Source organism: Saccharothrix coeruleofusca, from assembly GCF_014648515.1.
GTDB classification, from domain to species: domain Bacteria; phylum Actinomycetota; class Actinomycetes; order Mycobacteriales; family Pseudonocardiaceae; genus Actinosynnema; species Actinosynnema coeruleofuscum.
Genome location: NZ_BMRG01000004.1, coordinates 57,324 through 83,460, shown reverse-complemented (window position 1 = coordinate 83,460; position 26,137 = coordinate 57,324). Strand labels below are relative to the sequence as shown.

The window sequence follows — 26,137 nt, the reverse complement described above, 5'->3', positions numbered from 1 at the left end:
GTCTTGGAGGTTCGACTCGCGACGGGGCGCTTGACAGCGGATTATGGAAGTGGTTGATTAATTACATCCGCACGGTCCAAGAGATGTGCTGGACGACCACAGAGCTGTTCCGTCAAGCCAGTCGTACAGGCGGCTCTAGACGCCCTGTGAGGTGAGCGGTTAACCGCTAACTTTGTGAAGTCCATCCGACGAAGTGAAGGTTCAGGCATGAACGACACCGCCCCTACCCAGCAGCACGCCGACCAGGTCCGCGCCGCCGCGCAGCAGGCGTTCCGGGACCACTTGGACCACCTGGCCGCGGGCCGGGTCGCCGAGTGGGCGGACCTGTTCACCGAGGACGGCGTGCTGGAGTTCCCCTACGCCCCGAAGGGCTACCCGACCCGGCTCACGGGCAGGCGGGAACTGCTCGCGCACATGGCGAACTTCGCCGAGCAGTTCCGCGTGCGGTTCACCGACCTGCGCTTCCACGAGACCGTCGACCCCTCGCTGGTCATCGCCGAACTCAAGGGCGAGGGCCTGGCCCTGAAGACCAACCGGAGCTACGACCAGAGCTACATCTCCGTGGTCGAGACCAGCGACGGCAAGATCAGCCACTACGTCGACTACTGGAACCCGCTGGCGGCCATCGACGCCCTCGGCGGAGAGGCCGACGACATGGTCTCGGCGTTCAGCGACGACTGAGCGCACCGACGCCGCGGCTGGGCGGTTTGACGGCCGGGCGGTTTGACGGCCCGGCACGGGGTTGGTTGATTACTCGCATGGAGACCAGGACGCGACAGCGTTCCACCGCCGAGCAGCGTCGGGCCACGGTCATGCGCACGGCGATCAAGACCTTCGCCGAGCGCGGGTACTACGGCACCTCGACGATGGACGTGGCCAAGGGCGCGGGCATCTCGCAGGGCTACCTGTACCGGCTGTTCAAGGACAAGGAAACGCTGTTCGCGGCCCTGGTCGACTACTGCTCGGACCGCCTGCGGGAGTCGGTGGCCACCGCGGCGGCCTCGGTGCGCGGCACCGATCCCGAGTCGGTCCTGCGGGCGATGACCGCCTCGTACGACGAGGTCATCGCCGACCGGGACGTGCTGATGATCCTCATGCACGCCCAGTGCAGCGTCGGCGAGCCGGTCATCGGCGAGGCGGTGCGCAGGTGCTACGCCCGGCAGGTGGAGTACATCCGCTCCGTCTCCGGCGCCTCGGATGAGCAGATCCGCCGCTACTTCGCCGACACCCTGCTCAGCAACGTCGTGGTGGCGATCGACGCCGCCGCCATCGACGCCCCGTGGGCGCGCGCGCTGCGCGCCCGGCCGGGCAATACGTGAACCGCGCTCCACGTCAGGGTCGACGACCAGATGGACGTACCCAATCGGACGGATCACCCGGAGCGGAGGCAGGTTGCCGCTCAGGGCATTCCCAGGAGCACGGTCGCCACATCGGTCCACTCGTACGCCTTGTGGTCGCGGTTGAGGTCGATCAGCGTCACCGAGGACACGGTGACCTCGGCCGTGCGCCTGTCATGGGCGTCCAGCGCCGCGGCGACGGGTTCGGCGGGACCCGCGGTGTTGCAGTAGCCCAGGCTGACGTGTGCCCGGAATCCGGCTTCGGGCTCGGGTACGTCGTCCGGTCCCCACACCTCGCCGATGGCGGCGCGGATGGCCAGTCGCAGCCGTGCCAGCGGCTCCAGCGGCCGAGCGGGCATCTGGATGGTCTCCGGGTCGACGTGGGCCGGGCCGATGGTGACGGTGAACGGCTCCAGCTCGGCGCAGCGCTTGCGGGCGGCTCGCGCGATCCGTTCCACGTCGGCCCGGTCCACCTCGTCGGTGAAGCCGATGCCCTGCAGCGTCAGGTGCAGCCACCGCGCCGGGACGGGGTCGAGCTGGGGCAGCCGCGCGAGCACCGGCGCGTAGTCGGAGACGAGTCGCCGCGCGCCGGGCTGGTCGGCGAGGGTGACGTGCCAGGTGTAGAACGACCTGCCGACCTGCCAGCCCGGCCGCCACCACCAGTGGTCCCGCATCGGCTCAAGTCCGCTCACGGGCCCAGCTCCCTCGTCGCCACGGTGTTGCCGCGGAAGTCCGCGACGGCTCCGCGGATTCGCCTCGCCGCCGCGCCGCCGGTCCCGCCCGCCTGTGCCGCGAGCACACCCACTTCGGTGACTCGGTGCACCAGGGGGCGGACCCGCTGGGCGGCAGGCGTGTCGAGCACGGGCCGCAGCGCGTCCTCCGCCGATCGCAGGTCGCCCAGCGCCAAGTGGGCCTTGACCTGCTGGAGCCGGGCCATCCGCTCGCTTCCCCGGTTGCGGCGCTGCTCGGCAGTGGCCTCGAACGCCGCCACTGCCCGGTCCGCGAACGACAGGGCGGCGTCGGCGCGACCCAGCGCCAACTCGGCGTCCGACCACAGCGACCCGGCGCGGTCGGTCGAGCACGTCAGCGGTCCGGCCAGCTCGTCCTCGGCGGGCGCGGCGGTTTCGGCGACGTGCTGTGCGCGCAGCAGCGCCCGCTCGGCGGCCTCAACCTGCCCAGCGTGGGCCAGGTCCACCGCGAGCGCACTGGACAGGAACAACCGCGCCGTGCCGGTGCCGCCGTAGCTCAGGCCGTCCGCGGCGTACTGGGCGGCCGCGGTGTAGTCGGCCTGCCAGAACGCGGCGGTGTGCTGGGTGGCGCGCACCCAGGCGCGCAGCGCGTTGTGATCGGCCCGCTCGGCGCACATCCACGCGGCGCGCGCGTGGTCCTCGGCGGCGTCAGGCCGCCCTAGGTCCACCGAGATCCACGACAGCACGGTCAGCGACCACCCGGCGGCGGCGTACAGCTCACGGGTGCGGCGCGGGTCCTGGTGCCCGGCCAGCAGGGTGAACGCCCGGTCCCGCAGCGCCTTGGTGCGCGCGAACAGCGGCAGGGTCGGCGCTTTGAGGTAGCTGTGCGCGATGCGCCGCACCTCGGCGTGCATCTGGTCGACGGTCAACTCGCCGACGTTGGTGGTCTCCGCCCACGCTAGGAAACCGGAAGATTCTTCGGCCGCGCTCATCAGCAGCTCCTCCACGGTGTTCGGCGTCGCCACCGCGCCGACGGGCGGGGTCGCGACGAGGGCCGGGGGCCGGTGCGCGGAGAAGCCGAGGTCGACGTCGGCTGCCACGCCCAACACGGCACGCAGGGCGGCGCGGTAGTGCTGGGAGGGACGCCTCACCACGCCACGCTCCAGTTTGGCGATGTAGTGGGCGTCCAGCGCCGCCGTTCTCCCGGTGGTCTCGTGCAGCCACGCGACAGCGGCGTCGGCCAGTTCCCGGCGGGACATGTGCGCGCCCGCGACCTGTCGGGACGCGGTGGCTTCGCGCACCGCGCGAAGCAGGCGGTTGGGCTCGGGCACCACGCGAGCCTAACCGTGTCAACGCAACGCGCGAGTGCTCCGCGTGCCCCGATCCGCCCCGTGCCACCCCGCGATCCGGCCTCCCTCCCCGTACCCGAGTACCGGATGGTCGGAGCATGTCGGGAGCATCCGTCGTCCTCGCCCTACTGGCTCTCGTAGCCGTCGGTCTGGTCGCCTGGCTCTGGCACCACGTCCGTCGGGAAGCGCTGCGCCACCGCACGTCCGGACCGCCCTGTCATCCCCGACTCCGTCCTGGGCGCGTGCGGCGGTTGCCCGACGTGCCGCGCGCCAGGGTCGGTCCCAGCGGCGAGGCGGGGCGGGCGCGGTGAGTGGCTTGATCGTGCCCGGCCGGGCGGAGGCGGAGATCGTCCGCGCGTACCCGCCGCTGCGGCACCTGCTGTACCTGCGCGATGCCGCGTGGCGATTCCTGCCGCTCCAGCCCGGCCGCGACCAGATCGACGGCGTGCGCGTGTGGCCGGACGGGTGGCGCGACGCGATCCGGTTCCGCGACGCCGACGACGCACTCGGACTGCGCCTGGACCGCGACACCGCGATCACCTGGGAGCACACCGGGGCACTCGCCGACGTGGTGCAGGAGCTTCTGGCGCTGCCCCACCCCCGCTCACGACTCGCGCCACGCCTGGCCAAGGGGCGGGGACCGGAGCTGCGGTGACCGGAGGCGTCGACAGACTCTGCCACCTGGTGCTCTGCCCGGTCCGGGCCTGCCTGTCGCGCATGGCACGCCCAGCCGAAGTCCCAGCCGCGAGGCCGGTGGTCACCCGGTCAGCCCGGCCGCGGTCGCGGTGAGGTGCTCGACCAGCACCTGCGCCGCGGTGTCGGCGTCGCGGGCCAGCGCCGCCTCCTCCAGTCTGCGGTGCTCGCCGACGTGGTCCCGGCCGGGGTTGCGGCGGGCCGACCAGCGGCGGGCCAGCTCGCTCGCCGACCACAGCCGGTCGAAGGTCTCCAGCAGCACCGGGTTGCCGCACCCCTCCAGGAGGGTGCGGTGGAAGACCCGGTGGGCTTCGGCCCACTCGTCGCTGTAGTGCTCGCCCTGCCCCGGCGCGAAGGCGGGGGTGCGGGCCAGGCGGTGGTGGGCGGCGCGCACGCGGGCTTCCCAGTCGAGGTCGCCGCGCTCGACGGACAGGCGCAGCACGAGCGGTTCGACGGTCCGCCTGGCCTCCGCGATCTCCTGCCAGCGGCGGTCGGTGAAGGCGGGCACGGCGAAGCCGCGGTTGGGCAACCGGTCGGCGAGGCCGTCCCCGACGACCCGCACGAGCGCCTCGCGCACGACGGCCAGGCTCACGCCCTGCTCCTTGGCGATCTCCTGCGGTTTGAGGGCGTCACCGGGGGTGTAGTCGCCGCGCATGATGGCTCCCCGCAGGTGCGCGTAGACCTGCTCGGAGAGCATCTGCTTGCCCGACGAGGTCGCGGGGCGGGACGTCCTGGCCATGCCACCAGCTTAGACGATCACGCAGATAATCGATTATATACGCTATAGTCGATCTATGGTTTCCAGCACCGATCCCCTCGCCCGCCTGCCCGAGGCGACTGCCTTCACCGTGGTCAGCACCACGATCACCGACGGTTCCGCCCTGCCGCGCGAGCAGTTCTCCCACCTCTGCGGCGGGAAGGACATCTCCCCGCACCTGTCCTGGAGCGGCGCTCCGGAGGGCACCAGGAGCTACGCCGTCACCGTCCACGACCCCGACGCCCCCACGGGATCGGGCTTCTGGCACTGGGCGGTCGCCGACATCCCCGCCACCGTCACCGAACTGCCCGAGGGCGCGGGCGACGACACCGGCTCGGGACTGCCCGAGGGTGCCTTCCAGCTGCCCAACGACACCCGCGCGGCCCGCTTCACCGGCGCCGCGCCGCCCGCCGGGCACGGCCCGCACCGCTACTTCGTCGTGGTGCACGCGCTCGACGTCGAGGCCATCGGCGTGCCTGCCGACGCCACGCCCGCCCTCCTCGGCCTCACCATGGCCCCGCACACGCTCGGTCGCGCGGTCCTGATCGCCACCGCGCGGACACCGCCCGCGAGCGGGGACGCCGAGCGCATCGAGGTCTCCCGCGTCGTCCCCGCCCCCGCCGACGCCGTCTTCGCGGTGCTGACCGACCCGAAGGGCCACGTGGAGATCGACGCTTCGGGCACGCTCATGGACGCCGAAGGACAGCCGGTCCAGCGGCCCGGCGACCGGTTCCTGGTCCACATGGACCGGGCAGCCCTCGGCGACGTCCCGCTGGGCAGGTACCAGGTCGAGGTCGTCATCACCGAGCTGATCCCGAACCGGGAGATCGCCTGGACCGTCGAGGGCCCGGCGCGGTCCCACGCCCGCCACGTCTACGGCTACCGGCTGGAGCCCGCCGAGGGCGGCACCCTCGTCACGTCCTACTACGACTGGTCGCAGGTCGGTCCGGAGTGGAGGCGGCGCCTGAGCTTCCCGGTGGTCCCCGAGTCCGCGCTCAAGGCCACCCTCGGGGTCCTCGCGCGCACCGTCCGCCGCAGGACCGCCGCCTGACCGGGCGCTCAAGCCCCCGGCAGCAGGCGCTCCACCCGGTCGGCGGCGGCCAGCAGCAGCGGTTCGCGCCGGTCGTGGACCCGCGCGTTGGGCGAGTCGGGACCGTGCCGCCGCAGCATGTCCGCCAGCCGCTGGCCGATCGCCACGCGCCGCCCCCGGCTGTCCACGGTCTGGTCGGCGTAGGTCAGCGCGTCGGCCACCGGGGACACCTCCTGCGGGAACTCCGCCAACCCGTCGGCCACGCCCACGACCCGCGCCACCAGCCGCGCGCCGGAGTGGTTGGCCACCAGCGCGCACAACCGGGGCGGCCACCCGTGCCGCCGCAGGTACCGCGCGCCGTCGAGGGGGTGGAACCCGGTGTCCACCACCGCTTCCGCGTAACCGATGTCGTGCAGCCAGGCCGCGGCGATCAGCAGCTCCCGATCCCGCCGCGGCACCGCCGGGGCCAGTTCCGCGGCGCGGGCGGCCACCCCGGCGCAGTGGCGCGCCCGGTCGGGCAACCCGGCCAGCAGCTCCTCGGTCAGGGCACGCGCGTGGGCGACGCCGAACGGGTCGGCGGTGCCGTGGCCGCCGATCATCGGCGGACGCACGACGCGGGCGAGGGCAGGCCGCGCGGAACCCCTCGCCGGGTCAACGCCGCAGTCCCGCGCGCACCACGAGGGCGTCGTGGTCGGTGTGGGTGGTCGGCTCGATCTCCAGCCGCGGCGCCGCGAGGTCGCCGTAGGCGTGCTGGATTCCGGGGGCCTGGGTGGCTTCGGCGTCGGTCAGCGTCCAGTGGTCGGGTGGAGCGCACGAGGTGCGCCGGTTGACGTCACCGGCGAAGACGGTCGGCCTGACTCGGGAGGCCAGCAGCGCGGTCAGCTCGGCGCACTGGACGGAGTTGGCGCTGCCGGGGGCCTCGCCGCCGGTGGACAGGTGCGTGGTGCACACGTCCACGCCGCGCGCGGTCGTCACGCACAGCCAGCGCCGTTGTTCCACGCCGTTGAACACGGAGAACGGCGCGTCCTCCGAGGCCCGGATCGCCTCCTTGACCAGCACGGCGTTGCCGAAGACCCCTCGCCCCTCCGGCGACTTGCAGGCCAGCGGAGCGCCTCGGTAGACAACGGTGGCGAAGCGGAAGTGGTAGCCGGTGCGCGCCGCGACAGCGGCCACGTCACCGCTGCACGCCTCGTTGAGGGTGACCGCGTTGACGTCGTTGGCCCGGATGCGCTCCACCACCTCGTCGACGATCGCGGGGTACTCGGTGCGCGGGTAGCAGCCCGCGTACCCGCTGGAGCAGACGTTCATGTGCAGCAGCGAGTAGGGCGGTCGGCCCTCGCGCGGCTGGGCCTGCGCGGCGGACGCGGCGACACCGGGGACCAGCAGTCCGGCGACCAGCAGGCAGCCCAGCAGCACGGCGCGCGGACGGGTGGGGAGAGGTCGGATCACGACGCGATTGTGCTTGCCCGCCTGGGGAAACCGGAGAGCGCTCGACAAGAGTTCACCGCCTCGACGCCCAGGCGAACCACAGGTGGCCCCGTCCTCGCGCGGCGCTATCGTGGTCTCGGGTCGGCCGCTGCGCCGGATCGGGTGTCCCACGACCGGGAGATGGGTGATGGAGTCCGCCGCGCACCGGCGTCCCGCACTGCTGGACGCGCCCTCGAACCTGGGTCTGCGCCCGCCCGCCCCCGGACTGGTCCCCGGCTGCTACAAGGCCCCCGGCGTCTACCGCGACCACGGCCTGCTGACCAGGCTGGGCGCGGTGGACGCGGGGGTGGTGACCCCGCCGCGCTACCGGCCCGACTGGACGCCGGGGTCGGTGCGCAACGAGGAGGCCATCGCCCGCTACTCCCGCCTGCTCGCCGACCGGGTCGCCGCCCTGCTGGACCGGGAGCACTTCCCGGTCGTGCTGGGTGGCGACTGCAGCATCGTGCTGGGCACGTCCCTGGCGCTGCACCGGCGCGGCCGCTTCGGGCTGGCCTACCTCGACGGCCTGGACTACCGGCACGACACCGAGGACGTGGGGGCGGCGGCGGGCGAGTGCCTGGCGATGGTCACCGGCCTGGGCGGGCCGCTGGCGGAGCTGGGCGGCACCCGTCCCTGCGTGCGTCCAGGGGACACCGCGGTGCTCGGCCTGCGACCGGGCGACGAGTACGCGGCCGAGGCCGCGGCGCACGGCCTGCGCCTGGTCGACGCCCCGACCGTGCGCGCCGACCCGGCCGCGGCCGCCGACCGGGCGCTGGAGGTGCTGGAGCGCGCCGACCTGGACGGCTTCTGGGTCCACGTCGACGCCGATGTCGTGGACGGCGCGCTGCTGCCCGCCGTGGACAGCCCCGAACCCGACGGCCTGACCTTCGACGACCTCGCGGCGGTGCTGGGGCGGCTGCTCGCCTCGCCGGGCGCGGTGGGGCTGGACGTGGCCATCTACGACCCGGACCTCGACCCCGGCCTGCGCGGTGGTCGCCTGCTGACCGAGGCCCTGGTCGCGGCGTTCGCCGAGCGGGACGGTCACCTCGTCCGGGCGTGACCGGCGGGTTGCTCCGTCCGCGCGGCCGATCGTCCACCGGCACCCTTACCCGCCACTCCGGGGATCACTAGCGTCGCAGGGAATGGAGGCTCCCGGCACGTCCTGCACGCCGCCGCGGCGCGCGTGGCGCCTTCCGCGCAACCGAACCGGGAGGTACCTGTGTCGAGCGAGGATTCCTTACGCCGCTGGGGGGTCGCGGCGGCGGCGGTGGCACTGCTGGCCGCGAGCGGGACGCCACCGGCGTGGGCGGCCACCGCGCACGATTCCGCGCACGATCCCGCGCACGACCCCGCCGCATGGCCGGTCGCCGCCGAGCGGGCCGCCGAACCGGTCCCGGTCACCCTGATCACCGGCGACCGGGTGGTGCTCAAGGGGGAGCGCGTCCTGTCGATCACCCCCGGCCCCGGCCGCGAAGGCGTGTTCTTCCACCACTTCCAGGACGCGGGGCGCGAGCACGTCGTGCCCTCCGACGCCCTGCCCGCGATGGACGCCGGGAAGCTGGACCGACGCCTGTTCGACATCACCGGGTTGGTCGAGGCCGGCTATGACGACGCGCACCGCGACACCGTGCCGCTGCTGGTCACCGGCGGTGGGGCCACCCACTTGCGGGGCACCAGGAGCCTGACCGCGGTGGACGCCGTCGCCGGGCAGGTGGCCAAGACCGACGCCGCCACCGCGTTCCGCGCGCTGATGGCCGACCCCGGCGTGGACGAGATCCTGCTGGACGGAGTGCGGCAACTGGCCCTGGACCGCAGCACCGCGCAGATCGGGGCACCCGCAGCCTGGGAGGCGGGGCTGACCGGCGAGGGCGTCGTGGTCGCCGTGCTGGACACCGGTGTCGACGGCGAGCACCCCGACCTGGTGGGGCGGGAGCTGGCCGAGGCCAACTTCAGCGCCGCGCCCGACAACACCGACACCGTCGGCCACGGCACTCACGTCGCCTCGACCATCGCGAGCACGAGCGCGAAGTACCGGGGCGTCGCCCCCGGCGCGCGACTGCTGGACGGCAAGGTGTGCGAGACGAGCAGCTGCTCCGAGTCGGCGATCCTGGCGGGCATGCAGTGGGCCGTCGACCAGGGTGCCGACATCGTCAACCTCAGCCTGGGCGGCGTGGACACCCCGGCGGTCGACCCCTTGGAGGAGGCCGTCGACCGGCTGTCCGAGCGCAGCGGCGCGCTGTTCGTCATCGCCGCGGGCAACTCCGGCAGGCCTGGCACGATCGACTCCCCCGGCAGCGCCGACGCCGCGCTGACCGTCGGCGCGGTGGACCGCCGGGACGCCGTCGCCCACTTCTCCAGCCGCGGCCCGCGCGTCGGTGACGGCGGGATCAAGCCCGACGTCACCGCTCCCGGAGTGGACATCGTGGCCGCCAAGGCCGCGAAGGGCGGCGCGGGCACCCCCGTCGACGAGCACCACGTCGCCCTGTCCGGCACTTCCATGGCCACCCCGCACGTCGCGGGTGCCGCCGCGCTGCTCGCCCAGCGGCACCCGGACTGGTCCGGCTCCCGGATCAAGACCGCGCTCACCTCCTCCGCCCGGCCCAACCCGGCATCGACCCCGTACGACCAGGGCACGGGCCGGATCGACGTGGCCGCCGCCCTCACGCAGGCCCTCACCGCCGAGCCCGCGAGCCTGTCCTTCGGCAACCAGCGGTGGCCGCACCACGACGACGCCCCGGTCACCCGCGAACTGGTCTACCGCAACACCGGCACCGAGCCGGTGGCGCTGCGCGTCACCGCGGAGATGACCGGCCCGGACGGCGAACCCGCCCCGGCGGGCCTGGTCACCGCCTCCCCCGCCGAGGTCACCGTGCCCGCGGGCGGCCAGGCGACGGTGACCGTTGCCGCCGACACCCGCGTGGACGGCCCCGACGGCGGCTACGCGGGGTTGGTGACCGCCTCCGGCGGGACGGCGGTGCTGCGCACCCCGATGGCCGTCGTCCGCGAGGTCGAGAGCTACGACCTCACCTTCCAGCACCTGGACGCGAACGGGCAGCCCGCCCAGTACGGCACCCGCCTGTTCGACGTCACCACCGGCAAGATGCTGACCGTCGGGTCCGGCGTCAACCGGCTGCCCGCGGGCGACTACCTCGCGACCGCGAGCATCTCCACCGGCAGGACCGTCGCCCTGCTCTTCCAACCGGACTTCCGGGTCGGCGGCGACGCGGCGGTCACCATGGACGCCAGGGCGGCCAAGCCGGTCCGGGTCACCGCCCCCGACCCGACCGCGCAGGCCATGCTCGCGGGCGTCGCGGGGCGGCGGGTCCACGAGGGGATCACCTCCGGCTGGAGTCTCGTGGTGATGTTCGGCGGCTTCGACGACGTCCCGATGGCAGTCGGCCACCTCGGCCCGGAAGTGGCCCCGGACCGGTTCGCCACCAAGGTGACCGCGGAGTTCGCCACCGAACCGACGACCGACCCGAGGGTCCGCTACCGGTTCGCCTGGGGTTCGCGCGGCAAGGCGTTCACCGGGCTGGACCGCGCGCCCGCCAAGTCCGAACTGGCCGAGGTCCGCACGACGTCCGGCCTGTTGCCGCAGGGTCGGGGGGCATCGCACGGCGCCGAGTCCGACGTGGCGGGCATCCGGGGGCTGGTGTGGTCGCAGGGCGCAGGCCCCACGGGCGAGTCGGTCGACTACGTCACGACCGAGGACGTCCGGTGGACCTGGTACGCCTCGCAGTGGTCGCCGCCGTCGACCACCGAGGCGCAGTTCACCAGTCCGGCACGCACCTACCGCCCTGGGCGGAGGTACGAGGAGGGCTTCAACCGGCCGGTGTTCGGCCCGGTCCCGCCTGAGCGGGGTTCGCGGCACCTGCACCGCGCGGGCGACCGGATCACCTTCGACCTGCCCCTGTTCGGTGACGGTGCGGGCCACACCGGCACCTCGCTCACCGCGTCGGCGCGCACGGCCCTGTTCCGCGGGGGTGAGCTGGTCGGCGAGACCGCCACCGCGGGGCGGGGCGACTTCGACGTGCCCGCGGGCGGGGGCGACTTCCGGTTGGAGACCCGCGCGGTGCGCGCGACGGGCGTGTCGGCGTTCAGCACCGAGGTGAGCGGGAGCTGGACGTTCCGCTCCGAGGGCGGTGATCGCGCGCTCCCGCTGACCACCGTCCGCTTCGCCCTCCGCTTGGACGCCACCGGCTCCGCGCCCGCGGGCGGGCTGCTGCCCGTGCCGCTGGTCGTGGGGCAGCAGGTGCGGACGCCCGTGCGCGACTTGCGGGTGGAGGTGTCCTTCGACGACGGCGGGACCTGGAGCCGCGTCCGGGTGCTGGGCAACGCGGCGCTGGTGCGCAACCCCGACGCGCCGGGGACGTTCGCCTCGCTGCGGGTCGAGGGCTCCGACACGCGCGGCAACGCGTTCCGGCAGAGCGTGCTCCGCGCCTACCGGCTCGGCTGACGATGGGGATCGTCCGGGCGCGGCCCCCGCTCACCGCAGGTTGCACAACTCCAGCGGCGTCCCCTCGGCCGTGGCGCACGGCAGGTACCCGGCGTCCTTGACCCGCACCCGCGCGGTGTCGTGCGTGCGCAGGTAGCGCAGGAAGGCCTCCTGCAGCGATCCGGGCTTCGGCTCGGTGCGGGTGTAGAGGTACTCGACCGTCCAGAAGGGATAGCCCGCCTCTACACCCGCCGCCGCGTCGAACACCCGGCCGTCCAGGCTGATCGCGCTCAGCGCGCCGGTCTTGCGGGTCTCGGCCACCGACGCGGCGTCGGCGTAGCCGATGGCGCCCTCGACCGAGGCGATCTCCCGCACCACGTCGGCGTTGCGGGAGCGCTCGCAGCGGATCACCGGGGCGGCCGGGTCGCGGTCCTTGGTGCGGCAGTCGTCGGAGGACAGCCCGCTCTCCCCCGCCAGCAGCACCCTGCGCTCGAACAGCTCCCTGGTCCCGGACTCGCCACCCCGGCCGACGATCCGGATGGGCAGCGCGGCCCCGCCGCGCAGCTGGCTCCAGTCCGTGTAGACGCCCGCGTAGATGTCGCGCAACTGGGCGGTGGTCAGCGTGTCCAGCCCGACCGAGCTGTGCACCACCACGTGGTAGACGACCACGGCGACCTGCTGCGCGGGCAGGTCCACCCCGTCCTGCTTGCCGTCGGACAGCGCCATCAGCCCGCCCGCCCCGGCGGGGTCCTTGGCGGGGTCCACGGCGGCGACCGCGCGTGCGCCCTCGATGCTGCCGGTCGGTTGGGTGGTGATGGTCGCGCCGGGGCAGATCCTGGTGTACTCGTCGGCCACGGACTTCAGCGCGGGCATGAACACGCTCGACCCCTCGACCCGCAGCGCGCCGCCCGCGCAGGCCACCGACGGGTCGGCGGCGGGCGGCGCGAACCACAGCGTGACCAGCAGCACGGCGGCCAGCACCACGCCCAGGCCACCGGTGAGCCTGCGCAGGGTGAAGGTGCGCTGCCGCTTCTCGTCGTGCAGCACGCCCGCGCCGCCCAGCCGTCCGCTGATCTTGACCTCCTTGTCGATCTCGCCGCCGTCACCGGGCTGGCGCAGCACGACCACGAGCTTGAACTTCTGCTTGCGGGGCAGGGTGAACGGCTCCAGCCGCACGCCGTGCCACAGCGGCTCGGCGGTGTCCGCCGCGGCGGTGTCCGCGGCCGGGTACCACCACCTGACCAGCCGCTGCCCCAGCCGCTCGCGCACGGTCCGCAGCGTGTCCCGGTCGGTGGGAGCCGCCTCGGAGCGCAGGAAGCGCAGGTTGCGCCGGACCTGTCCGCGCAGCTCGTCGGAGGCGGCTTCGGAGACCCTGGCGTTCCACACCACCCGTTCGCCGAAGGTCACCGACAGCGGCTTCTCGAAGTCGTCGGGCTCGATGTCGTAGTTGCCGCTGTTGCGCACGCGCAGGACCACGATGCTCATCCGGTCCAGCAGGTCGACCAGCTCGCGCAGCCGGGGCGCGTCGGTCGGGGCCCCGTCCGCGCCGTCGTGCAGCTGCTCGGGGCCCAGACCGATCTTGGAGTTGTAGAGCACGCGGTAGCTGATGCGCTTGCGCCGCACGAACAGCCGGTCGATGACCGGGGCGGCGAACAGCAGGGCGATCGCCAAAGCGACCGGACCGGGTCCACCGAGGAATTCCAACGCCGATCGGAGGAATCGCACGGCCGATTGTCGATCGGTCCGTCCGCTCGCCGGACCCGTGATCGCGATGCGTTCACCAAGGCTTCACGTGCGGCTCACCCCAATGGGGGCGAGATCCACGATCGGGCAGGCGAAGGCGGAAGCGAATGTTTTTTCGAGAGCGGCCCCGGATGTCAAGCCTTGCTTAAATCAGCGGCGATGTGACCGACGTCTCCCTATTCTCATCCCATGAGACTGCTGCTGTGGATCACGCTGCTGTGCGTGTCGGTGGTCGGCGGCGCCTGGATCCTGCCGGTGCTCGCGGGCCTGCTGATCGCGTTCTGCTCGCACAAGTCCTCGCGCGTGCGCCGCGGGCGCAGAGCCGTCCGCGACCTCCGCCCGACCTCCGCGATCGCTACTCCTCGACCGCACCGCTGATCCGCCGCAGGTGCGCGCGGAAGGAGTAGGACGGGTCAGCGGCGCGGCGTGCCAGGTAGTCGTCGAAAGCGGTCTGCGCGCGCAGCGCCTCACCCGCGCGAATCCGGTCGGCCTGGTCGCGCTCGACGCGGTGGATCTCCCCCGCCGTGGCCAGCACCGCCTCGACGTGCTCGCCCGCGACGAACAGCGCGCCGTCGTCATCGGCGAAGACCACGTCCTCGGAGTTCACCACGTGCGATCCGACGCGGGCGTCGGTCAGGGCGTCGGGTTCCCACCGGGGCTCGCGCACCGGGCCGCAGGGGTAGCGGCCGTAGCTGAACACCGGCAGGCCGATGCCGACCAGTTCCGGGGTGTCGCGGTGCAGCCCCCAGACCAGCAGACCGGCCAGGTCCGCCCCGGCGGCCTCCAGCACCACCAGGTCGCCGACGCAGGCCTCGTCGGTGCGGCCCCCGTTGTCCACCACCAGGACGTCGCCGGGCGCGGCCGAGCCGATGGCCGCCAGGAACACGTCCACGCTGCCGTGGTGGCGGGCCGGGAGCACACGGCCCGCCAGCCGCTGGCCGGGGACCAGCGCGGTCACCCCGGCGGGCGCGAGGCGCGGGGCGATCCCGTGGCGCAGGCACGCGTCGGCCACCAGCGGTGTGGACAGGTCGGCGAAGGCATCGAGCACGGCGCTCCCCTGGCTCGGCACCGCCAGCCCCAGCGGCGCGGGACCGCGATCCTACGACCCCCGCGCCTGCAAGTACTACCCGTGTGGTCCCACAGCGCGCGTAACCACTACCCGGCCCGAAGCCGGGTAGTGGTTACCGGCCCGCGTGGGCGGGGCGGGTAGTACTTGCCGGTGCGGTGGGGTGGGGCGGGATGATCACGGCATGAGGGTTCTGGTGATCGGCGCGAGCGGGTTGGTCGGGCAGCACGTGGTCGAGCGGCTGCGACAGCGCGAGCACGACGTGACGGCGGTGGCGCGCACCGCCCGCGAGGGCGTGGACCACGCCCTCGACGCCACCACCGCCTCGGTGACCGAGCTGCGCGCGCTGCTGGAGGGCCACGACGGCGTCGTGTTCGCGGCGGGCGTGGACGACCGGGAGGTGCCGCGCAAGCCGTGCTACCCGGTGTTCCACCGGGGCAACGTGGCACCGGTGGCGCGGCTGCTGACCGCGGCCCGCGAGGAGGGGCTGACCCGCGCGGTGGTGCTGGGGTCGTACTACACGCACTTCCACCGCGAGCACCCCGAGTGGCGGCTGGCCGACCTGCACCCCTACATCCGCAGCCGCGTCGAGCAGGCCCGCGCGGGCCGGGAGGCGGCCGGGCCCAGGCTGCCGGTCGCGGTGCTGGAGCTGCCGTTCGTGTTCGGCCGCGCGGGCGACCGGCTGCCGAACTGGGCCGCCCCGCTGGACCGCTGGGCGCGCTCGCGCTCGCCGCTGCTCGCGCCCGAGGGCGGCAGCGCCGCCACCACCGCGCGCAGCGTCGCCGAGGTGGCGGTGCGGGCCCTGGAGGAGGCGTCCGGGGAGGACATCCCGGTCTGCGACGAGAACCTCACCTGGCGCGACCTGCTCGACCGCGTGGCCGCCGCGACCGGGAACCGCCGCCCGGTCCGCGCGCTGCCCGCCGCGGTGGTGCGCGCCGGGCTGCGGCTGACCGGTCTGGCGCAGGCGCTGACCGGCAGGCAGTCCGGCGTGGACCCCGCGCACCTGTCCCGGCTCCTGCTGCGGGAGCTGTTCGTCGAGCCGTCCGCGTCCGGTTCGGCGTCTCGTTCGGTGGATGCCGCGATCGCGGAGACCTTCCGACTTCCGCTCCGCTGAGTGATGATGGCCAGCGTGAGCACCGAGGCAGAGCCGCCACGGGCCGATCCGGGGTACCCTGGCGCGCCGCTGACGCTGTACCTGGTCAAGCGGCTGGAGATGGTCATCCGGGCGCTGTTGGACGACGCCCTGCGACCGCTGGGGCTGACCACCCTGCAGTACACCGCCCTCAGCGTCCTGCGCAGCCGGGGCGCGCTGTCCTCCGCCCAGCTCGCGCGGCGCTCCTTCCTGCGCCCGCAGACCATGCACGAGATGGTCCTGACGCTGGAGAAGCGCGGCCTGATCACGCGCACGCCCGCGCCGGGCAACCGGCGCATCCTGCTGGCCAGCCTCACCGAGGCCGGGCACGCGCTGATGACCGAGTGCGTGCCCGCGGTGCGGGAACTGGAGGACCGGATGCTGATCGGGCTGAGCCCGCAGCGGCAGGCGGAGTTCCGCGGCGTGCTGCAGCACGGGATCTCCTCGCTCGCCGCGATCGCGGTGGCCCGGCGGATCGCGGTGGGAGGACGGGACTGAACCACCCGCCCCACCGCGGGAACGCGCGGCATCAGGGAACCTGAGCCCAAGCGCCGACCGGACGCCGCCGGTCGGCGACGGCGGGAACGCCCTCAGACCACCAGCGACGGCACCACCGGCGAGGCGGTGGTGCCCGCCGAGAACCGCCGCCAAGCCGCCACCATCCGGTCCACCGCGGCGTCGACGACCTCGACCGGCGCGCTGAAGGGCAGCCGCAGCCGATCGCCGCTGCCGCCGGTGGGGTCGAGCGAGCCGCCGGGCAGCACGGCCACCCCGTGCCGCAACGCCACCTGCGCGTAGGAAGCCGCGTCCACGCCGGGCAGCCGCACCCACAGGGTCTGGCCGCCCGCGGCGGGCGCGAACTCCCACTCGGGCAGATCGCGCCGCAGCCGCGCGCACAGGTGGTCGTGCTGCGCGCGCAACGCCGCCACGCGCTCCTCGCGCACGTCGGCGTAGTCGGCCACCAGCTCCGCGGCGGCGAGCTGGTCCAGCACCGCCCCGCCCAGGTCGTGCACGGCCTTGAACCGGGCCAGGCGCGCGATCAGCGCGGCGTCGGCGCGGACCCAGCCCACCCGCAGGCCGCCCCACACCACCTTGCTCAGCGACGCCACGGTGATGGCCGCCGCCTCCGGCGGGCGCGGCGGCCCGGCGTCGAAGTCCAGGTCGGACAGCACCTCGTCGAACAGCAGCGGCACCCCGCCCGCCACCCGCACCAGGCGCTGCCGCTCCAGCGTGCTCATCGAGGTGCCGGTGGGGTTGCGGAACGACGGCATGGCGTACACCAGCGCCGCTCGTCCGACAGGCGCCGCCGTCAGGTCCCGCTCGGCCCTGACCACCGCGGCGGCCTCCCGCAACAGGTCCAGCGCGCCGGGGTAGGTGGGTGCCTCCACCAGCACCTCGTCGCCGGGTCGCAGCAGCGCGCGGACCACCAGCGCCAGCGCCTGCTGCCCGCCCGTGGTCACCAGGACCTGGTCCGGGGTGGTGGGCACGCCCAGCGCGCGGTACCGGGCGGCCAGCGCGGACCGCAGTCGCGGGTGGCCCAGCGGGTGGTAGCCCAGGTCGTCGGCAGGCAGCCGGGCCATCGCCCGCTGGTAGGCCGCGACCAGTCGCGGCGGCGGCGACGCCGGTCCGGCGCAGGCGAACTGGAGCACGCCGTCCTCCGGTTCCAGGAGGTTGACGAACATCGGGTTGGCGGTCTCGGCCCGCGCCGCCGCCGCGCCGCCCGCCGAGACCCACGTCCCGCTGCCCCGCCGCCGGGTCAGCCGCCCCTCCTGCCGCAGCACGTCGTAGGCCGCGACCACGGTGGTCCGGCCGACCGCGAGGGCGGCGGCCAGCGCCCGGTCCGGCGGCAGCAGCGTCCCGGCGGGCAGCAGCCCCTCGTCGACCAGCTCGCGCAGGCGCGCGGCCAGCAGCAGGTACAGCGAGCCCCGGCCCGCCGACCACCGCCCGAGCCGCCCCGCCAGGTCGTCCACGCCGATTGGCCTCATCGGCAGACCAATTTAGCCGCATTGGCACTGCCCGCGCAGCGCCGCCGCGCCGATGATCGGCCCATGCGACCCGACACCCGCGTTGTGCGCACCGAGATCCCCGCGCAGACCGGCAGCAGGCCACTCGCCGTGCCGCTCTACCAGACCTCCAACTTCGCCTTCGACGACCTCGACGTGCTGGCCGACAGCATGACCCGGCCGGACGGGGCGTTCGTCTACACCCGGTTCGGCAACCCGACGGTCCGGGTGCTGGAGGACGCCGTCGCGGCGCTGGAGGGCGGTGCGGCGGCGCTGGCCACCTCGTCCGGGATGGGCGCGATCAACGCCGTGCTGCTGGCCAACCTCAGCGCGGGCGACCACGTGATCGCCCAGCGCTCGCTCTACGGTGGCACGCACGCCCTGCTGCGCGACCTGGCGCGGTGGGGCATCGCGGTGAGCTGGGTCGGCGGCCACGACCCGGACGAGGTGCGCGCGGCGGCGCGGCCGGAGACCAGGGTGCTCTACCTGGAGAGCATCGCCAACCCGAGCGGGCACGTGAGCGACCTGCCCGCGCTGGCCGAGGCGGTCGGGGACGTGCTCGTGGTCGTGGACAACACCTTCGCCACACCGCTGCTGTGCCGTCCGATCGAGCACGGCGCGGACGTGGTGGTCCACTCCGCCACGAAGTACCTGGGTGGGCACAGCGACGTCACCGGCGGTGTGGCGGTCTTCGCCGACGAGCGCCTCCACCGCTCGACGTGGGGCCACTCCGTGGAACTGGGCGTCACGCCGGACCCGTTCGCCGCGTGGTTGACCATCCGGGGTATGCGCACGTTGGCGCTGCGGGTGCGCAGGCACGAGGAGAACGCCGCCGTCCTGGCCCGCCGGTTGGCCGAGCACCCGGCGGTGCGGGCGGTGCACTGGCCGGGCCTGGCCACCCACCCCAGCCACGCGGTGGCCTCGCGCGTGCTCGACGGGTACGGCAGCGCGTTCTCCTTCGACCTGGCGGACGCCGAGGCGGGGCGGAAGTTCGTGGCGGGGTTGGGCCTGGTGGTGCTGGCGCCCTCGTTGGGCGGGCCGGAGACGCTGGTGCTCCACCCGGCCAGCACGTCGCACCGGCAGTTGGACGAGGCGGAGCTGAACGCCGCGGGCATCACCGGCGGCACGATCCGGCTGTCGGTGGGCATCGAGGACGTCGAGGACCTGTGGGAGGACCTGGCGCGCGCGTTGGACGCCTGAGCGTCGAACTCGAAGGTGCCGTGCGTTCGACTCGCGGGTTAGGACAGCACGGCCCAGCCGTGCGGGGGCAGGTGGACGCCGCGCCGGAGGTCGGCGGTGCCCACTTCGGGAGCGCCCGCTTCCAAGGTGGTCACGCCCGCGACGGGCAGGGTGGCGGGCTGGTCGTCGAGGTTGAGCGCCACGACCAGCCGCCCTTCGCCTGCGGCCTCGAAGGCCAGGTGCGCGTTGGTCAGGTGCAGCACCGCGGTGCGCGCCCGGTGCAGCCAGGGGTGCCGCCTGCGCAGCCCGATCAGCCGCTGGTGCAGCCGGTAGGTGTCCCACCCGTGCGGGGCGAGGCCACCGGGGTCGTCCGGGAACGGCGGGCGGACCGCGTCGTCGCCGCCGACGCGGTCCTCCTTCACCCCGCGAAAGGCCTGCTCGTCACCCGCGTAGACCGTCGGCGTGCCGCCGACGGTCATCAGCACGGCCAGGGCGTGCGGCAGGTGCCGCACGTCGTGCAGCCTGCTGGCCAGGCGGGTCACGTCGTGGTTGCCGACGAAGGTCAGCGGGGCGAACGAATCCAGGAAGCCGTTGTGCCGCTCCAGCGCCCACGCCAACTCGTGGAGGTTGACGTCGTTGAGCGAGCTCCAGATCGCCTTCCACAACTCGTACTGGGTGACCGAGTCCATCCCGGACTCGGCGACGATCGCGGTGTAGTCGCCGTGGATGACCTCGCCCACGACGTAGGCGTCCGGGTGCGCGGACCGCACCCGCGGCAGCACGCGCGCCCAGAACCGCGGCGGCACCGCGTAGGCGGCGTCCAGCCGCCACCCGTCGGCCCCGCGGTCCAACCAGTGCGCCATGACCGCGGCGACGTGGTCGGCGACCGCGGGCTCGTCGTGGTTGAGCGCCACCAGCCCGCGGTGGCCCTCGAAGGTGGCGTAGTCGGGTTCGGGCCCGTCGCCCCAGGACAGGTGGAACCACGACGCCGTTGACGCGGCCCGCCCCTTGGCCAGCACTTCGGCGAACGCGGGGAAACCGCGCCCGACGTGGTTGAACACCCCGTCCAGCAGCACCCGCAGGCCGCGGCGGCGGGCGGCGTCGACCAGCGCGTCGAAATCGTCGTCGTCGCCCAGCCTCGGGTCGATCCGGAAGTGGTCGACCGTGTCGTAGCCGTGGGTGTGCGAGGCGAAGACCGGCCCCAGCGCCAGCCCCGAGGCGCCCAGCTCGACCGCGTAGTCCAGCCAGCGCTCGATGCGGCGCAGGCGGTGCTCGACCACTGTGGACAGCGGATCGCCCTCGGCGGGCGCGCCGACGAACCCGAGCGGGTAGACCTGCCACCACACCGCGTGCCGCGTCCACTGCGCCATGGCCGCACTGTACTGAGACCGGCTCAGCCCCGCCGGGTGACGATCACCGCGCGGTCCACGCCACGAGCTTGCCCATGTTCGCCACGAACGCGCTGGTGCTGATGACCAGCGGCCGCTCCTGCGGCTGGTACGGCGGCTCCTCCGGGGGCGTGCGCGGGTCGTAGGGCGAGGTGTCGTGCAGGTCGCCCACGTGCTTGCTCATGTACGCCTGCCCGTCGTACGGGGTGGCCGGGGGCGCTCCCCGGTACGGGTTGGTCACCGCGTCGACCGGGGTGAGCCAGTGGTCCTTGTCCCCCAGGTCGGCCACCAGTCCCCCGGCTTCGGCGTCGGTCACGGCGGGCAGCGGCAGTGGCGCGTCGCGGAACAGGTCGGTCAGCTCCAGGTCGCGCAGCGAGAAGAACCTCGGCAGCGGGATCGCCCCGCCGCTGAGCGGTGAGCGGGCGCGCAGGTCGGCGACCTGCTCGTCGCTCAACGACATCAGCTCGTCATAGGTGGCGCGCAGCGACGCGGTGTCCACGGCACGGCCCGCCGAGTAGTGGCTCAGCGTCCGGCGGTGGTCGTGGTCGAAGTAGTAGGCGCCGTTGCGCACGTTGGAGCCGAACCGGTGCACGAACCTCGCGCGGTTGGTCCCCAGCTCGACGAACGTGGGGTGCGTCCGCCCGGCCAGCAGGGGGTTCTCGGCGACCTGCTGGTCGGTGAGCGGGCAGCTGTCCAGCCAGGCGATCGCTTCCGGCACGCGGGTCAGGAACGCGCGGTCGCCGGTGAGCCGGAAGTAGTGGAACAGCTGGCGGACGTTGGTCTGCGTGGTGTGCGTGGCCAACGCCCTCGGCTCGTAGGAGCGGGCTCCCGCGGGTGCGCCCGCCGGTCGGCCGCCCGCCGCGGTGGACAGGTGCTGCAGGCCCCAGCCCGCCTGCGGCGCGGGCTGCTGGAGCCGTCGCAGGCAGCTCATCGCGCGCCGCACCGGCCCGGCCAGCTCGTCGCGGTCCAGGGTGGACATGCACATCAGCAGGAATTTGACGTTCTCGCCCAGCACGTCGTCGTTGAAGGTGACGTGCTGGGTGTACTCGCCGTCCTCCATGCCGTGCGCCACGTCGTCGGGCAGCCATGACGGGCGCTGGTCGGGCCACGGCGTCTGCGCCACCGAGCCGCTGAACCGGGGGAACCGCTGCGGCCAGCCGCCGTCGGCCACGCCGCCGCGGAACTGCGCCTTGAGCACGAACCGGATCGCGCGCTCCAGTGACGCCCGGAACCGGGGATCGCGGCGCTCCAGGTACAGCCGCAGGACCAGCTGCGCGGCCGAGGCGGTGCCCGCGTCGTCGAACGTGGCGTTGCCGTAGTGGTGCTGGAACTCCTCCAGCCGCCAGCCGTTGGCCCCGACGGTCCGGTACCAGCGGCGCAGCGACGCGGTGCCCGCGAAGTCGTGGACGTAGTTCCACCCGCCCACCGGCAGCTGCGCGGCGACCAGCGCCAGGCCGGTCCGCTCGGCCGCGCGCAGGAACACCTCGTCCCCGGTGGCGTGGTAGGCGTCGAGCATGGCGTGCCCGACCGAGGGCGTGCCGGGCGGCTGGACCCAGCACATCGTGCGGTTGGCCTCCATCTCGCCCCAGGAGCGGGACAGGTCGGGCAGGTAGTTCCAGACGTAGGCGCCGCGGTAGGAGACGTGCTCGTCGAGGAAGGCCGCGGCCCTGCGCATCGCGGCGAGCACTTCGGCGCGGGTCGGTGCGGTGGCGGCCCTGGCGGTCGTGGCGGTCGTCGTGGCCGCGGCGGTGGCGACCGCGGGCACGACGGCGAGACGGCCGAACTGGCGGCGGGTGAGCGTCATCGTCGACAGACACCTTTCCGGCTGATTCACATTCATGAAATTTCACATTCATGAATTTCGTCGGGCGGCGCGGAATCGCATGCTGCCAACGCGGCAGCGCGCAGTCAACGATCTGCCGCATCGGGCGAGGTCCTAGGGTGGCGGGCGTGATCACCGAGGAAGAACGCACCGCCCGCTCGCAACGCGCCCGCGACGCCGCCGTCGCCGCCGCGACAGCGCTGGGGCTGGACGCCTCCGAGGCGACGGTCCTGTACGACGTCTTCTCGGTGGTGGTGGACCTCGCGCCGTCGCCGGTCGTCGCGCGCATACCGGTGGTGGTCCCGCGCGGCACCACTTCGGCGGGCTTCCAGCGCACGGAGTTGGACGTGTCGAGGTGGATGGCCTCGCGCGGCGCGCCGACCGTGGTGCCCAGCGGGCTCGTCCCGGCGGAGCCCGTCGAGCGCGACGGGTTCACGATGACCTTCTGGGAGAAGGTCGAGGGCGTGCTCCCCAACGACTACGACGCGGTCAAGCGGATGCCCGCCGTCGCCCGCCTGCACTCGATCCTGGCCGACTACCCCGGCCGGACCGGCTTCTTCCCCGGCATGCAGGGCTACGTCGACCTCGCCTTCGACGACCTCGAAGGCCGTGAAGACCTGCTGCCCGCCGCCGATCTGGCCCGCGCCCGCGCCGAGTGGGCCGCCCTCTCACCCGCCATCGCGTCGCCCTCCGCTTTCGCGCGGATGTTCCCCGGTGTTCCCGTTCAGGTGGTCCACGGCGACGCCCCGTACTACAACCTGATCGAGACCGCCGACTCAGTGCTGTACTCCGACTACGAGCACGTCGGTGTCGCCCCGGTCGAGTGGGACCTCGCGCACACCGGCGAGGAAGCGATCTCCGCCTACGACGCCGCCGCGGCCGACCTGGGCCTGCGCGCGGTCGACACCGGTGTGCTGCGCGCCATGGAGCGCCTGCGCGACCTGCAGGTGGTCGCCTGCCTGGCGCTGGTCCCGCAGCTGCCGCTGCTGGTCGACGGCCTGTCCCCGTCGCTGGAAGCCTGGCGGGCGACCGAGCCCTGGCAGGACCGGAAAGCCCCCTCGGCGTGAGGTGGGCAGGCTGATGACGGCCCGTGCTCCCCGGTAGCCGACGTGGACGGGCCGTCGAGCCGCGCTGGGTGGAGCGCGGCCGTATTCGTGCGGTAGGCATCGGCGGCCAGGATCACTAGGGTTGCGCTTTGAGCAGTCGGCGCTCGACGTAGGGGGCACGGTGGAGCAGGACAGGGACTACGAGGCCCGACTCACCGAGCAGCGCAGGCGATTAGCCCAGCTCCGAGCGGGTGGCGTGGCGCCGCCGCCCGCGGCGGACCCCGAGATGGAGGACTCGGTCGGCACGGCCGGTGCGGGCGCGGTGCGCGTCGTGGTGCGCGACCGCCGGATCCTCTCGGTGGAGATCAAGCCCAGCGTGCTCGGACAACCTCCCAGCGCGGTGTCGGCTCTGCTGCGGGAGGCCGTCAACCCCGCGCTGGCGCAGTCGCTGATCGACACTCCCGCCGCCGGGGACCCCGGCCCGGACCTCGGGGCGCTGGGTGAGCAGCTGGCGGAGTTCACCCGCCAGGGCGGCCAGGCCCTGCGCCGCATCCAGGACGCGCTGGACGCGTCGATGGCGAAGCTGGCCGACAAGACCGGCATCCGCGGCGACACCTCGCCCCAGTACGTCGACTTCCTGTTCCAGGACGCGCTCGACGTGGTCGGCTCCACGCGGGCCGCGCTGGCCGCGGACCCGGCGCCCGCGGCCACCGGTGAGGGCCAGGACGAAGCCAACGAGGTCTCCGCCGCCGTCACCAACGGCGAGGTCATCGCGCTCGACCTGACCACCGTCGCCGTGCGGCTCTCCCCCGCCGAGTTGGGGCGGGCGGTGCTGCAAGCGGTCAACGCCGCGCTCGACGACTGGGAGCGGCGAGCCGCCACCGCCGGGCGCGCGGCGCTGGACGTCGAGGCGCTGCGCAGGATCGGCGAGCGGGCCGAGCAGGTCCGCGAGCAGAGCATGCAGCACCTGCGCGCGTACACCTCCAACCTGACCGCGATCATGCGCGACATCGACTGAAGGGCAGCGCGATGTTCAAGCAGATGAACGTCAACGCCGCGGCGATCGGCGAATCCGCCCAGCAGATCCTGAGCACCGGCGACGCGCTGGCAGGCGAGGTCGCCGCGTTCCGCGGCCAGGTCGACGCGCTCGCCGACGCCTTCGGCGGCGACGACCTCGGCTCGGCGCTGGCCACGATCTACCAGGTCGTCTCCGAGGCCGCGTTCGAGTCCTTCACCGACAACGCCGAGGGCCTGAGCGAGGTCGGCCGCACCCTCCAGGCCATGGCCGACGACTACTCGACCGCGGAAACCGCCAACAGCGACTCGTTCCGGCAACTGATGGGAGGCCTGGGATGACCTCCGGCATGATGCTGCCGCCCGAGCTGTCCGGTCTGCTCAACACCCTCGGCTTCAACTGGCCCGAGAGCGACGAGGGCAAGCTGTTCGACCTCGGCGGCCTGTGGTCCGGCTTCGCCGACCGCCTCGCCCCCGCCGCCGCCGAAGCCGACGGCCGGGCTCAGCAGGTGCTCAGCACCAACAGCGGCGCGGCCGTGGAGGGGTTCAAGGCGTTCTGGACCGACGGCGAGGCGCCCAAGCAGAACCTCGACGACGGCGCCACCGCCTCCTCGCTCGTCGGCACCGGCCTCTACGTGTGCGCGGGTGTCGTCGTCGCGCTCAAGATCGCCTTCGTCGTGCAGCTGGGCATGCTCGCCGTCCAGATCGCCCAGGCCATCGCCACCGCGGTGCCCACGTTCGGCGCGTCGCTGCTGGAGATCCCGATCTTCAAGGAGATCACCTCGCTGCTGCTCGACCAGGCCGTCGACTTGGCCATCAGCCAGGTGCTCAATGCCTAAGACGAAGAAGCCGAAGAAGGGCGGGGTCAGCACCGCCAACGCCAGCGCGGGCATCTTCACCCCCGTCGTCAAGAACCTGCGCACCGGCAAGCGCCCCGCCGGGTCCGGCGGCAACGTCAAGCCGCTCGACGTGGGGACCTACGACGACCTCAAGAAGCGCGAGAAGGTCGGCGACAAGCTGGAGCACGACCACATCCCGTCCTCGGCCGCGCTGAAGAAGGCCATGGAGAAGCAGCTCGGCCGCAAGCTGACCCCGAAGGAAGCGCGGGACATCCACCAGCAGGGCGCCGCGATCGAGGTGCCCAAGGACGTCCACGCCAAGAGCGACACCTTCCGGGGCAGGAACACGCAGGCGCAGATCGACGCCGACGCGGCGGACCTCAGCGCCGCGGCCAAGAGGGACTACGCTACGACCCGCCAGAACCTCATCAACGCGGGCTACTCGGCCAAGGACGTCGACGCCGCCCTCGACAAGATGCGCGCCCTGAACCGCCAGAGGGGGATAACGTGACGGCGACGATCACCGGTGAGATGGCCGTGCTGCTGGGCGTGCTGGGACACCGCCAGGGCGACAGCCGCATCCTCGACGCGATCGCCCTGGTGGGCCCGGACATGGAAGTCGAGGAGTTCGACTTCGACGGCGAGAAGTCGACCTACTTCACCTTCAAGCAGGCGGGCACGGACCTGCTGTTCGAGGACGACGTGCTGGTGTCGGTCATGGTGCGCACCCAGCCGGACGAGCAGGACGAGACCTACGGCCGGTACCCGCGCCCGGCGGCGCTGGTGGACGGGCTGTCCCCCACCGCCACCCGCGCCGAGGTCACCGCGCTGCTGGGCACCCCCGAGCAGACCGGGCCGAGTTTCGACCGGTACCGGGTCAACAACCGCTACCTGCACTTCGAGTTCGACCCGCACGACCGGATCACCAAGCTCTCCGCGCTGCTCGAACCGGTCTAGCCGAACCGGAAGCCGTCCCCGCTCGAGCGGGCGCGGCGGGCTCGCGGCCCCCAGCCGTCGGGTGCGGTCGGCCCGGCACCGGGGTGTGCGGCTGGGGACGGCGGGGTGGTGAACGTCAGGCGCTGGGCACCAGGACGACGACCTTGCCGGGCAGCGTGCCCGCGGCGGCGTCGGCGTGGACCGACGCCAAT

Annotated in this window: 26 protein-coding genes; 16 read left to right on the top strand and 10 right to left on the bottom strand. The window is 73.5% G+C overall.

What is annotated here, in order from left to right:
* The first annotated feature begins 207 nt into the window (after positions 1 to 207).
* Both IEZ00_RS12600 and IEZ00_RS12595 read left to right on the top strand, forming a co-directional pair.
* Entirely contained in the window at positions 208 to 681 is a 474-nt protein-coding gene (locus IEZ00_RS12600; RefSeq protein ID WP_189223412.1) for a nuclear transport factor 2 family protein, read from the top strand.
* A 77-nt stretch (positions 682 to 758) separates the two neighbouring features.
* Complete coding sequence (locus tag IEZ00_RS12595; RefSeq protein WP_189223411.1) at positions 759 to 1,319, top strand: TetR/AcrR family transcriptional regulator; 561 nt, start codon at positions 759 to 761, stop codon at positions 1,317 to 1,319.
* Between the two features lie 80 nt (positions 1,320 to 1,399).
* Here the strand turns inward: IEZ00_RS12595 and IEZ00_RS12590 are convergent, their stop codons facing one another.
* Positions 1,400 to 2,029: a 2'-5' RNA ligase family protein gene (locus IEZ00_RS12590; RefSeq protein WP_229795541.1), complete on the bottom strand. Its 630-nt coding sequence runs from the start codon at positions 2,027 to 2,029 to the stop codon at positions 1,400 to 1,402.
* Positions 2,026 to 3,357 carry a hypothetical protein gene (locus tag IEZ00_RS12585; protein WP_189223410.1) on the bottom strand — a complete coding sequence of 444 codons (1,332 nt, stop codon included), beginning with the start codon at positions 3,355 to 3,357 and terminating at the stop codon, positions 2,026 to 2,028. Before IEZ00_RS12585 ends, IEZ00_RS12590 begins: the two co-directional genes overlap by 4 nt.
* A gap of 325 nt (positions 3,358 to 3,682) precedes the next feature.
* On the opposite strand from IEZ00_RS12585, the gene IEZ00_RS12580 reads away from it, so the two are divergent.
* Positions 3,683 to 4,030, top strand: a complete 348-nt coding sequence (locus tag IEZ00_RS12580) for a hypothetical protein (protein ID WP_189223409.1) — start codon at positions 3,683 to 3,685, stop codon at positions 4,028 to 4,030.
* Positions 4,031 to 4,132: 102 nt separating this feature from the next.
* On the opposite strand, the gene IEZ00_RS12575 is transcribed toward IEZ00_RS12580, so the two are convergent.
* Positions 4,133 to 4,765, bottom strand: coding sequence for a GntR family transcriptional regulator (locus IEZ00_RS12575; protein WP_209624188.1), 633 nt, complete (start codon positions 4,763 to 4,765; stop codon positions 4,133 to 4,135).
* A 97-nt stretch (positions 4,766 to 4,862) separates the two neighbouring features.
* Between IEZ00_RS12575 and IEZ00_RS12570 the strand changes: the two genes are divergently transcribed.
* Entirely contained in the window at positions 4,863 to 5,876 is a 1,014-nt protein-coding gene (locus IEZ00_RS12570) for a YbhB/YbcL family Raf kinase inhibitor-like protein (RefSeq protein WP_189223407.1), read from the top strand.
* Positions 5,877 to 5,884: 8 nt separating this feature from the next.
* On the opposite strand, the gene IEZ00_RS12565 is transcribed toward IEZ00_RS12570, so the two are convergent.
* Together IEZ00_RS12565 and IEZ00_RS12560 are read right to left on the bottom strand one after the other, a co-directional pair.
* Positions 5,885 to 6,466 carry an HD domain-containing protein gene (locus IEZ00_RS12565; RefSeq protein ID WP_229795539.1) on the bottom strand — a complete coding sequence of 194 codons (582 nt, stop codon included), beginning with the start codon at positions 6,464 to 6,466 and terminating at the stop codon, positions 5,885 to 5,887.
* A gap of 40 nt (positions 6,467 to 6,506) precedes the next feature.
* Entirely contained in the window at positions 6,507 to 7,304 is a 798-nt protein-coding gene (locus IEZ00_RS12560; protein ID WP_189223406.1) for an endonuclease/exonuclease/phosphatase family protein, read from the bottom strand.
* Positions 7,305 to 7,470: 166 nt separating this feature from the next.
* On the opposite strand from IEZ00_RS12560, the gene IEZ00_RS12555 reads away from it, so the two are divergent.
* Positions 7,471 to 8,382 (top strand): arginase family protein, encoded by a 912-nt coding sequence (locus tag IEZ00_RS12555; RefSeq protein WP_189223405.1) that lies wholly within the window; start codon positions 7,471 to 7,473, stop codon positions 8,380 to 8,382.
* 159 nt (positions 8,383 to 8,541) lie between these two features.
* Positions 8,542 to 11,778: a S8 family serine peptidase gene (locus tag IEZ00_RS12550; protein WP_189223404.1), complete on the top strand. Its 3,237-nt coding sequence runs from the start codon at positions 8,542 to 8,544 to the stop codon at positions 11,776 to 11,778.
* A gap of 30 nt (positions 11,779 to 11,808) precedes the next feature.
* Here the strand turns inward: IEZ00_RS12550 and IEZ00_RS12545 are convergent, their stop codons facing one another.
* The gene (locus tag IEZ00_RS12545; protein ID WP_229795537.1) at positions 11,809 to 13,428 is read right to left on the bottom strand and encodes a PstS family phosphate ABC transporter substrate-binding protein; all 1,620 of its coding nucleotides are present in this window, start codon (positions 13,426 to 13,428) and stop codon (positions 11,809 to 11,811) included.
* 261 nt (positions 13,429 to 13,689) lie between these two features.
* Between IEZ00_RS12545 and IEZ00_RS12540 the strand changes: the two genes are divergently transcribed.
* Complete coding sequence (locus IEZ00_RS12540; RefSeq protein WP_189223402.1) at positions 13,690 to 13,878, top strand: hypothetical protein; 189 nt, start codon at positions 13,690 to 13,692, stop codon at positions 13,876 to 13,878.
* Here the strand turns inward: IEZ00_RS12540 and IEZ00_RS12535 are convergent.
* The gene (locus tag IEZ00_RS12535; protein WP_189223401.1) at positions 13,856 to 14,548 is read right to left on the bottom strand and encodes an RraA family protein; all 693 of its coding nucleotides are present in this window, start codon (positions 14,546 to 14,548) and stop codon (positions 13,856 to 13,858) included. The two genes, IEZ00_RS12540 and IEZ00_RS12535, sit on opposite strands and share 23 nt — an antisense overlap.
* Positions 14,549 to 14,750: 202 nt before the next feature.
* On the opposite strand from IEZ00_RS12535, the gene IEZ00_RS12530 reads away from it, so the two are divergent.
* The gene (locus tag IEZ00_RS12530; protein WP_189223400.1) at positions 14,751 to 15,680 is read left to right on the top strand and encodes an NAD(P)H-binding protein; all 930 of its coding nucleotides are present in this window, start codon (positions 14,751 to 14,753) and stop codon (positions 15,678 to 15,680) included.
* Between the two features lie 3 nt (positions 15,681 to 15,683).
* Entirely contained in the window at positions 15,684 to 16,196 is a 513-nt protein-coding gene (locus tag IEZ00_RS12525) for a MarR family winged helix-turn-helix transcriptional regulator (RefSeq protein WP_189223875.1), read from the top strand.
* 92 nt (positions 16,197 to 16,288) lie between these two features.
* Here IEZ00_RS12525 and IEZ00_RS12520 read toward each other — a convergent pair whose 3' ends face one another.
* Positions 16,289 to 17,683 carry an aminotransferase-like domain-containing protein gene (locus IEZ00_RS12520; protein WP_189223399.1) on the bottom strand — a complete coding sequence of 465 codons (1,395 nt, stop codon included), beginning with the start codon at positions 17,681 to 17,683 and terminating at the stop codon, positions 16,289 to 16,291.
* 63 nt (positions 17,684 to 17,746) lie between these two features.
* Here IEZ00_RS12520 and IEZ00_RS12515 point away from each other — a divergent pair, with 63 nt between their 5' ends.
* Entirely contained in the window at positions 17,747 to 18,901 is a 1,155-nt protein-coding gene (locus IEZ00_RS12515; RefSeq protein WP_189223398.1) for a trans-sulfuration enzyme family protein, read from the top strand.
* Positions 18,902 to 18,939: 38 nt separating this feature from the next.
* Here the strand turns inward: IEZ00_RS12515 and IEZ00_RS12510 are convergent, their stop codons facing one another.
* Positions 18,940 to 20,250, bottom strand: a complete 1,311-nt coding sequence (locus IEZ00_RS12510; RefSeq protein ID WP_189223397.1) for an alpha-amylase family glycosyl hydrolase — start codon at positions 20,248 to 20,250, stop codon at positions 18,940 to 18,942.
* Between the two features lie 43 nt (positions 20,251 to 20,293).
* Positions 20,294 to 22,072 carry a pectate lyase gene (locus tag IEZ00_RS12505; protein WP_189223396.1) on the bottom strand — a complete coding sequence of 593 codons (1,779 nt, stop codon included), beginning with the start codon at positions 22,070 to 22,072 and terminating at the stop codon, positions 20,294 to 20,296.
* A 146-nt stretch (positions 22,073 to 22,218) separates the two neighbouring features.
* On the opposite strand from IEZ00_RS12505, the gene IEZ00_RS12500 reads away from it, so the two are divergent.
* The 6 genes from IEZ00_RS12500 (at position 22,219) to IEZ00_RS12475 (ending at position 25,946) form a co-directional block, all read left to right on the top strand.
* Complete coding sequence (locus IEZ00_RS12500) at positions 22,219 to 23,157, top strand: aminoglycoside phosphotransferase family protein (protein WP_189223395.1); 939 nt, start codon at positions 22,219 to 22,221, stop codon at positions 23,155 to 23,157.
* Between the two features lie 160 nt (positions 23,158 to 23,317).
* Positions 23,318 to 24,154 (top strand): hypothetical protein, encoded by an 837-nt coding sequence (locus IEZ00_RS12495; protein WP_189223394.1) that lies wholly within the window; start codon positions 23,318 to 23,320, stop codon positions 24,152 to 24,154.
* Positions 24,155 to 24,165: 11 nt separating this feature from the next.
* On the top strand, positions 24,166 to 24,492 hold the full coding sequence (locus tag IEZ00_RS12490; protein ID WP_189223393.1) for a WXG100 family type VII secretion target: 327 nt from the start codon (positions 24,166 to 24,168) through the stop codon (positions 24,490 to 24,492).
* A complete protein-coding gene (locus IEZ00_RS12485) occupies positions 24,489 to 24,989 on the top strand; it encodes a WXG100-like domain-containing protein (RefSeq protein WP_189223392.1) in 501 nt (166 codons plus the stop codon). The genes IEZ00_RS12490 and IEZ00_RS12485 overlap by 4 nt, the downstream gene beginning before the upstream one ends.
* On the top strand, positions 24,982 to 25,500 hold the full coding sequence (locus IEZ00_RS12480) for a hypothetical protein (protein ID WP_189223391.1): 519 nt from the start codon (positions 24,982 to 24,984) through the stop codon (positions 25,498 to 25,500). Before IEZ00_RS12485 ends, IEZ00_RS12480 begins: the two co-directional genes overlap by 8 nt.
* Positions 25,497 to 25,946, top strand: coding sequence for a DUF6392 family protein (locus IEZ00_RS12475; RefSeq protein WP_189223390.1), 450 nt, complete (start codon positions 25,497 to 25,499; stop codon positions 25,944 to 25,946). Before IEZ00_RS12480 ends, IEZ00_RS12475 begins: the two co-directional genes overlap by 4 nt.
* The last annotated feature ends 191 nt before the right edge of the window (positions 25,947 to 26,137 follow it).

Excerpts from the sequence above, each read along its gene's own strand:
- IEZ00_RS12600 (WP_189223412.1), top strand. The coding sequence starts at position 208 with ATGAACGACACCGCCCCTACCCAGCAGCACGCCGACCAGGTCCGCGCC.
- IEZ00_RS12595 (WP_189223411.1), top strand. The coding sequence starts at position 759 with ATGGAGACCAGGACGCGACAGCGTTCCACCGCCGAGCAGCGTCGGGCC.
- IEZ00_RS12575 (WP_209624188.1), bottom strand. The coding sequence starts at position 4,765 with ATGCTCTCCGAGCAGGTCTACGCGCACCTGCGGGGAGCCATCATGCGC.
- IEZ00_RS12570 (WP_189223407.1), top strand. The coding sequence starts at position 4,863 with ATGGTTTCCAGCACCGATCCCCTCGCCCGCCTGCCCGAGGCGACTGCC.
- IEZ00_RS12555 (WP_189223405.1), top strand. The coding sequence starts at position 7,471 with ATGGAGTCCGCCGCGCACCGGCGTCCCGCACTGCTGGACGCGCCCTCG.
- IEZ00_RS12540 (WP_189223402.1), top strand. The coding sequence starts at position 13,690 with ATGAGACTGCTGCTGTGGATCACGCTGCTGTGCGTGTCGGTGGTCGGC.
- IEZ00_RS12530 (WP_189223400.1), top strand. The coding sequence starts at position 14,751 with ATGAGGGTTCTGGTGATCGGCGCGAGCGGGTTGGTCGGGCAGCACGTG.
- IEZ00_RS12525 (WP_189223875.1), top strand. The coding sequence starts at position 15,684 with ATGATGGCCAGCGTGAGCACCGAGGCAGAGCCGCCACGGGCCGATCCG.
- IEZ00_RS12520 (WP_189223399.1), bottom strand. The coding sequence starts at position 17,683 with ATGAGGCCAATCGGCGTGGACGACCTGGCGGGGCGGCTCGGGCGGTGG.
- IEZ00_RS12515 (WP_189223398.1), top strand. The coding sequence starts at position 17,747 with ATGCGACCCGACACCCGCGTTGTGCGCACCGAGATCCCCGCGCAGACC.
- IEZ00_RS12510 (WP_189223397.1), bottom strand. The coding sequence starts at position 20,250 with ATGGCGCAGTGGACGCGGCACGCGGTGTGGTGGCAGGTCTACCCGCTC.
- IEZ00_RS12505 (WP_189223396.1), bottom strand. The coding sequence starts at position 22,072 with ATGACGCTCACCCGCCGCCAGTTCGGCCGTCTCGCCGTCGTGCCCGCG.
- IEZ00_RS12490 (WP_189223393.1), top strand. The coding sequence starts at position 24,166 with ATGTTCAAGCAGATGAACGTCAACGCCGCGGCGATCGGCGAATCCGCC.
- IEZ00_RS12485 (WP_189223392.1), top strand. The coding sequence starts at position 24,489 with ATGACCTCCGGCATGATGCTGCCGCCCGAGCTGTCCGGTCTGCTCAAC.
- IEZ00_RS12480 (WP_189223391.1), top strand. The coding sequence starts at position 24,982 with ATGCCTAAGACGAAGAAGCCGAAGAAGGGCGGGGTCAGCACCGCCAAC.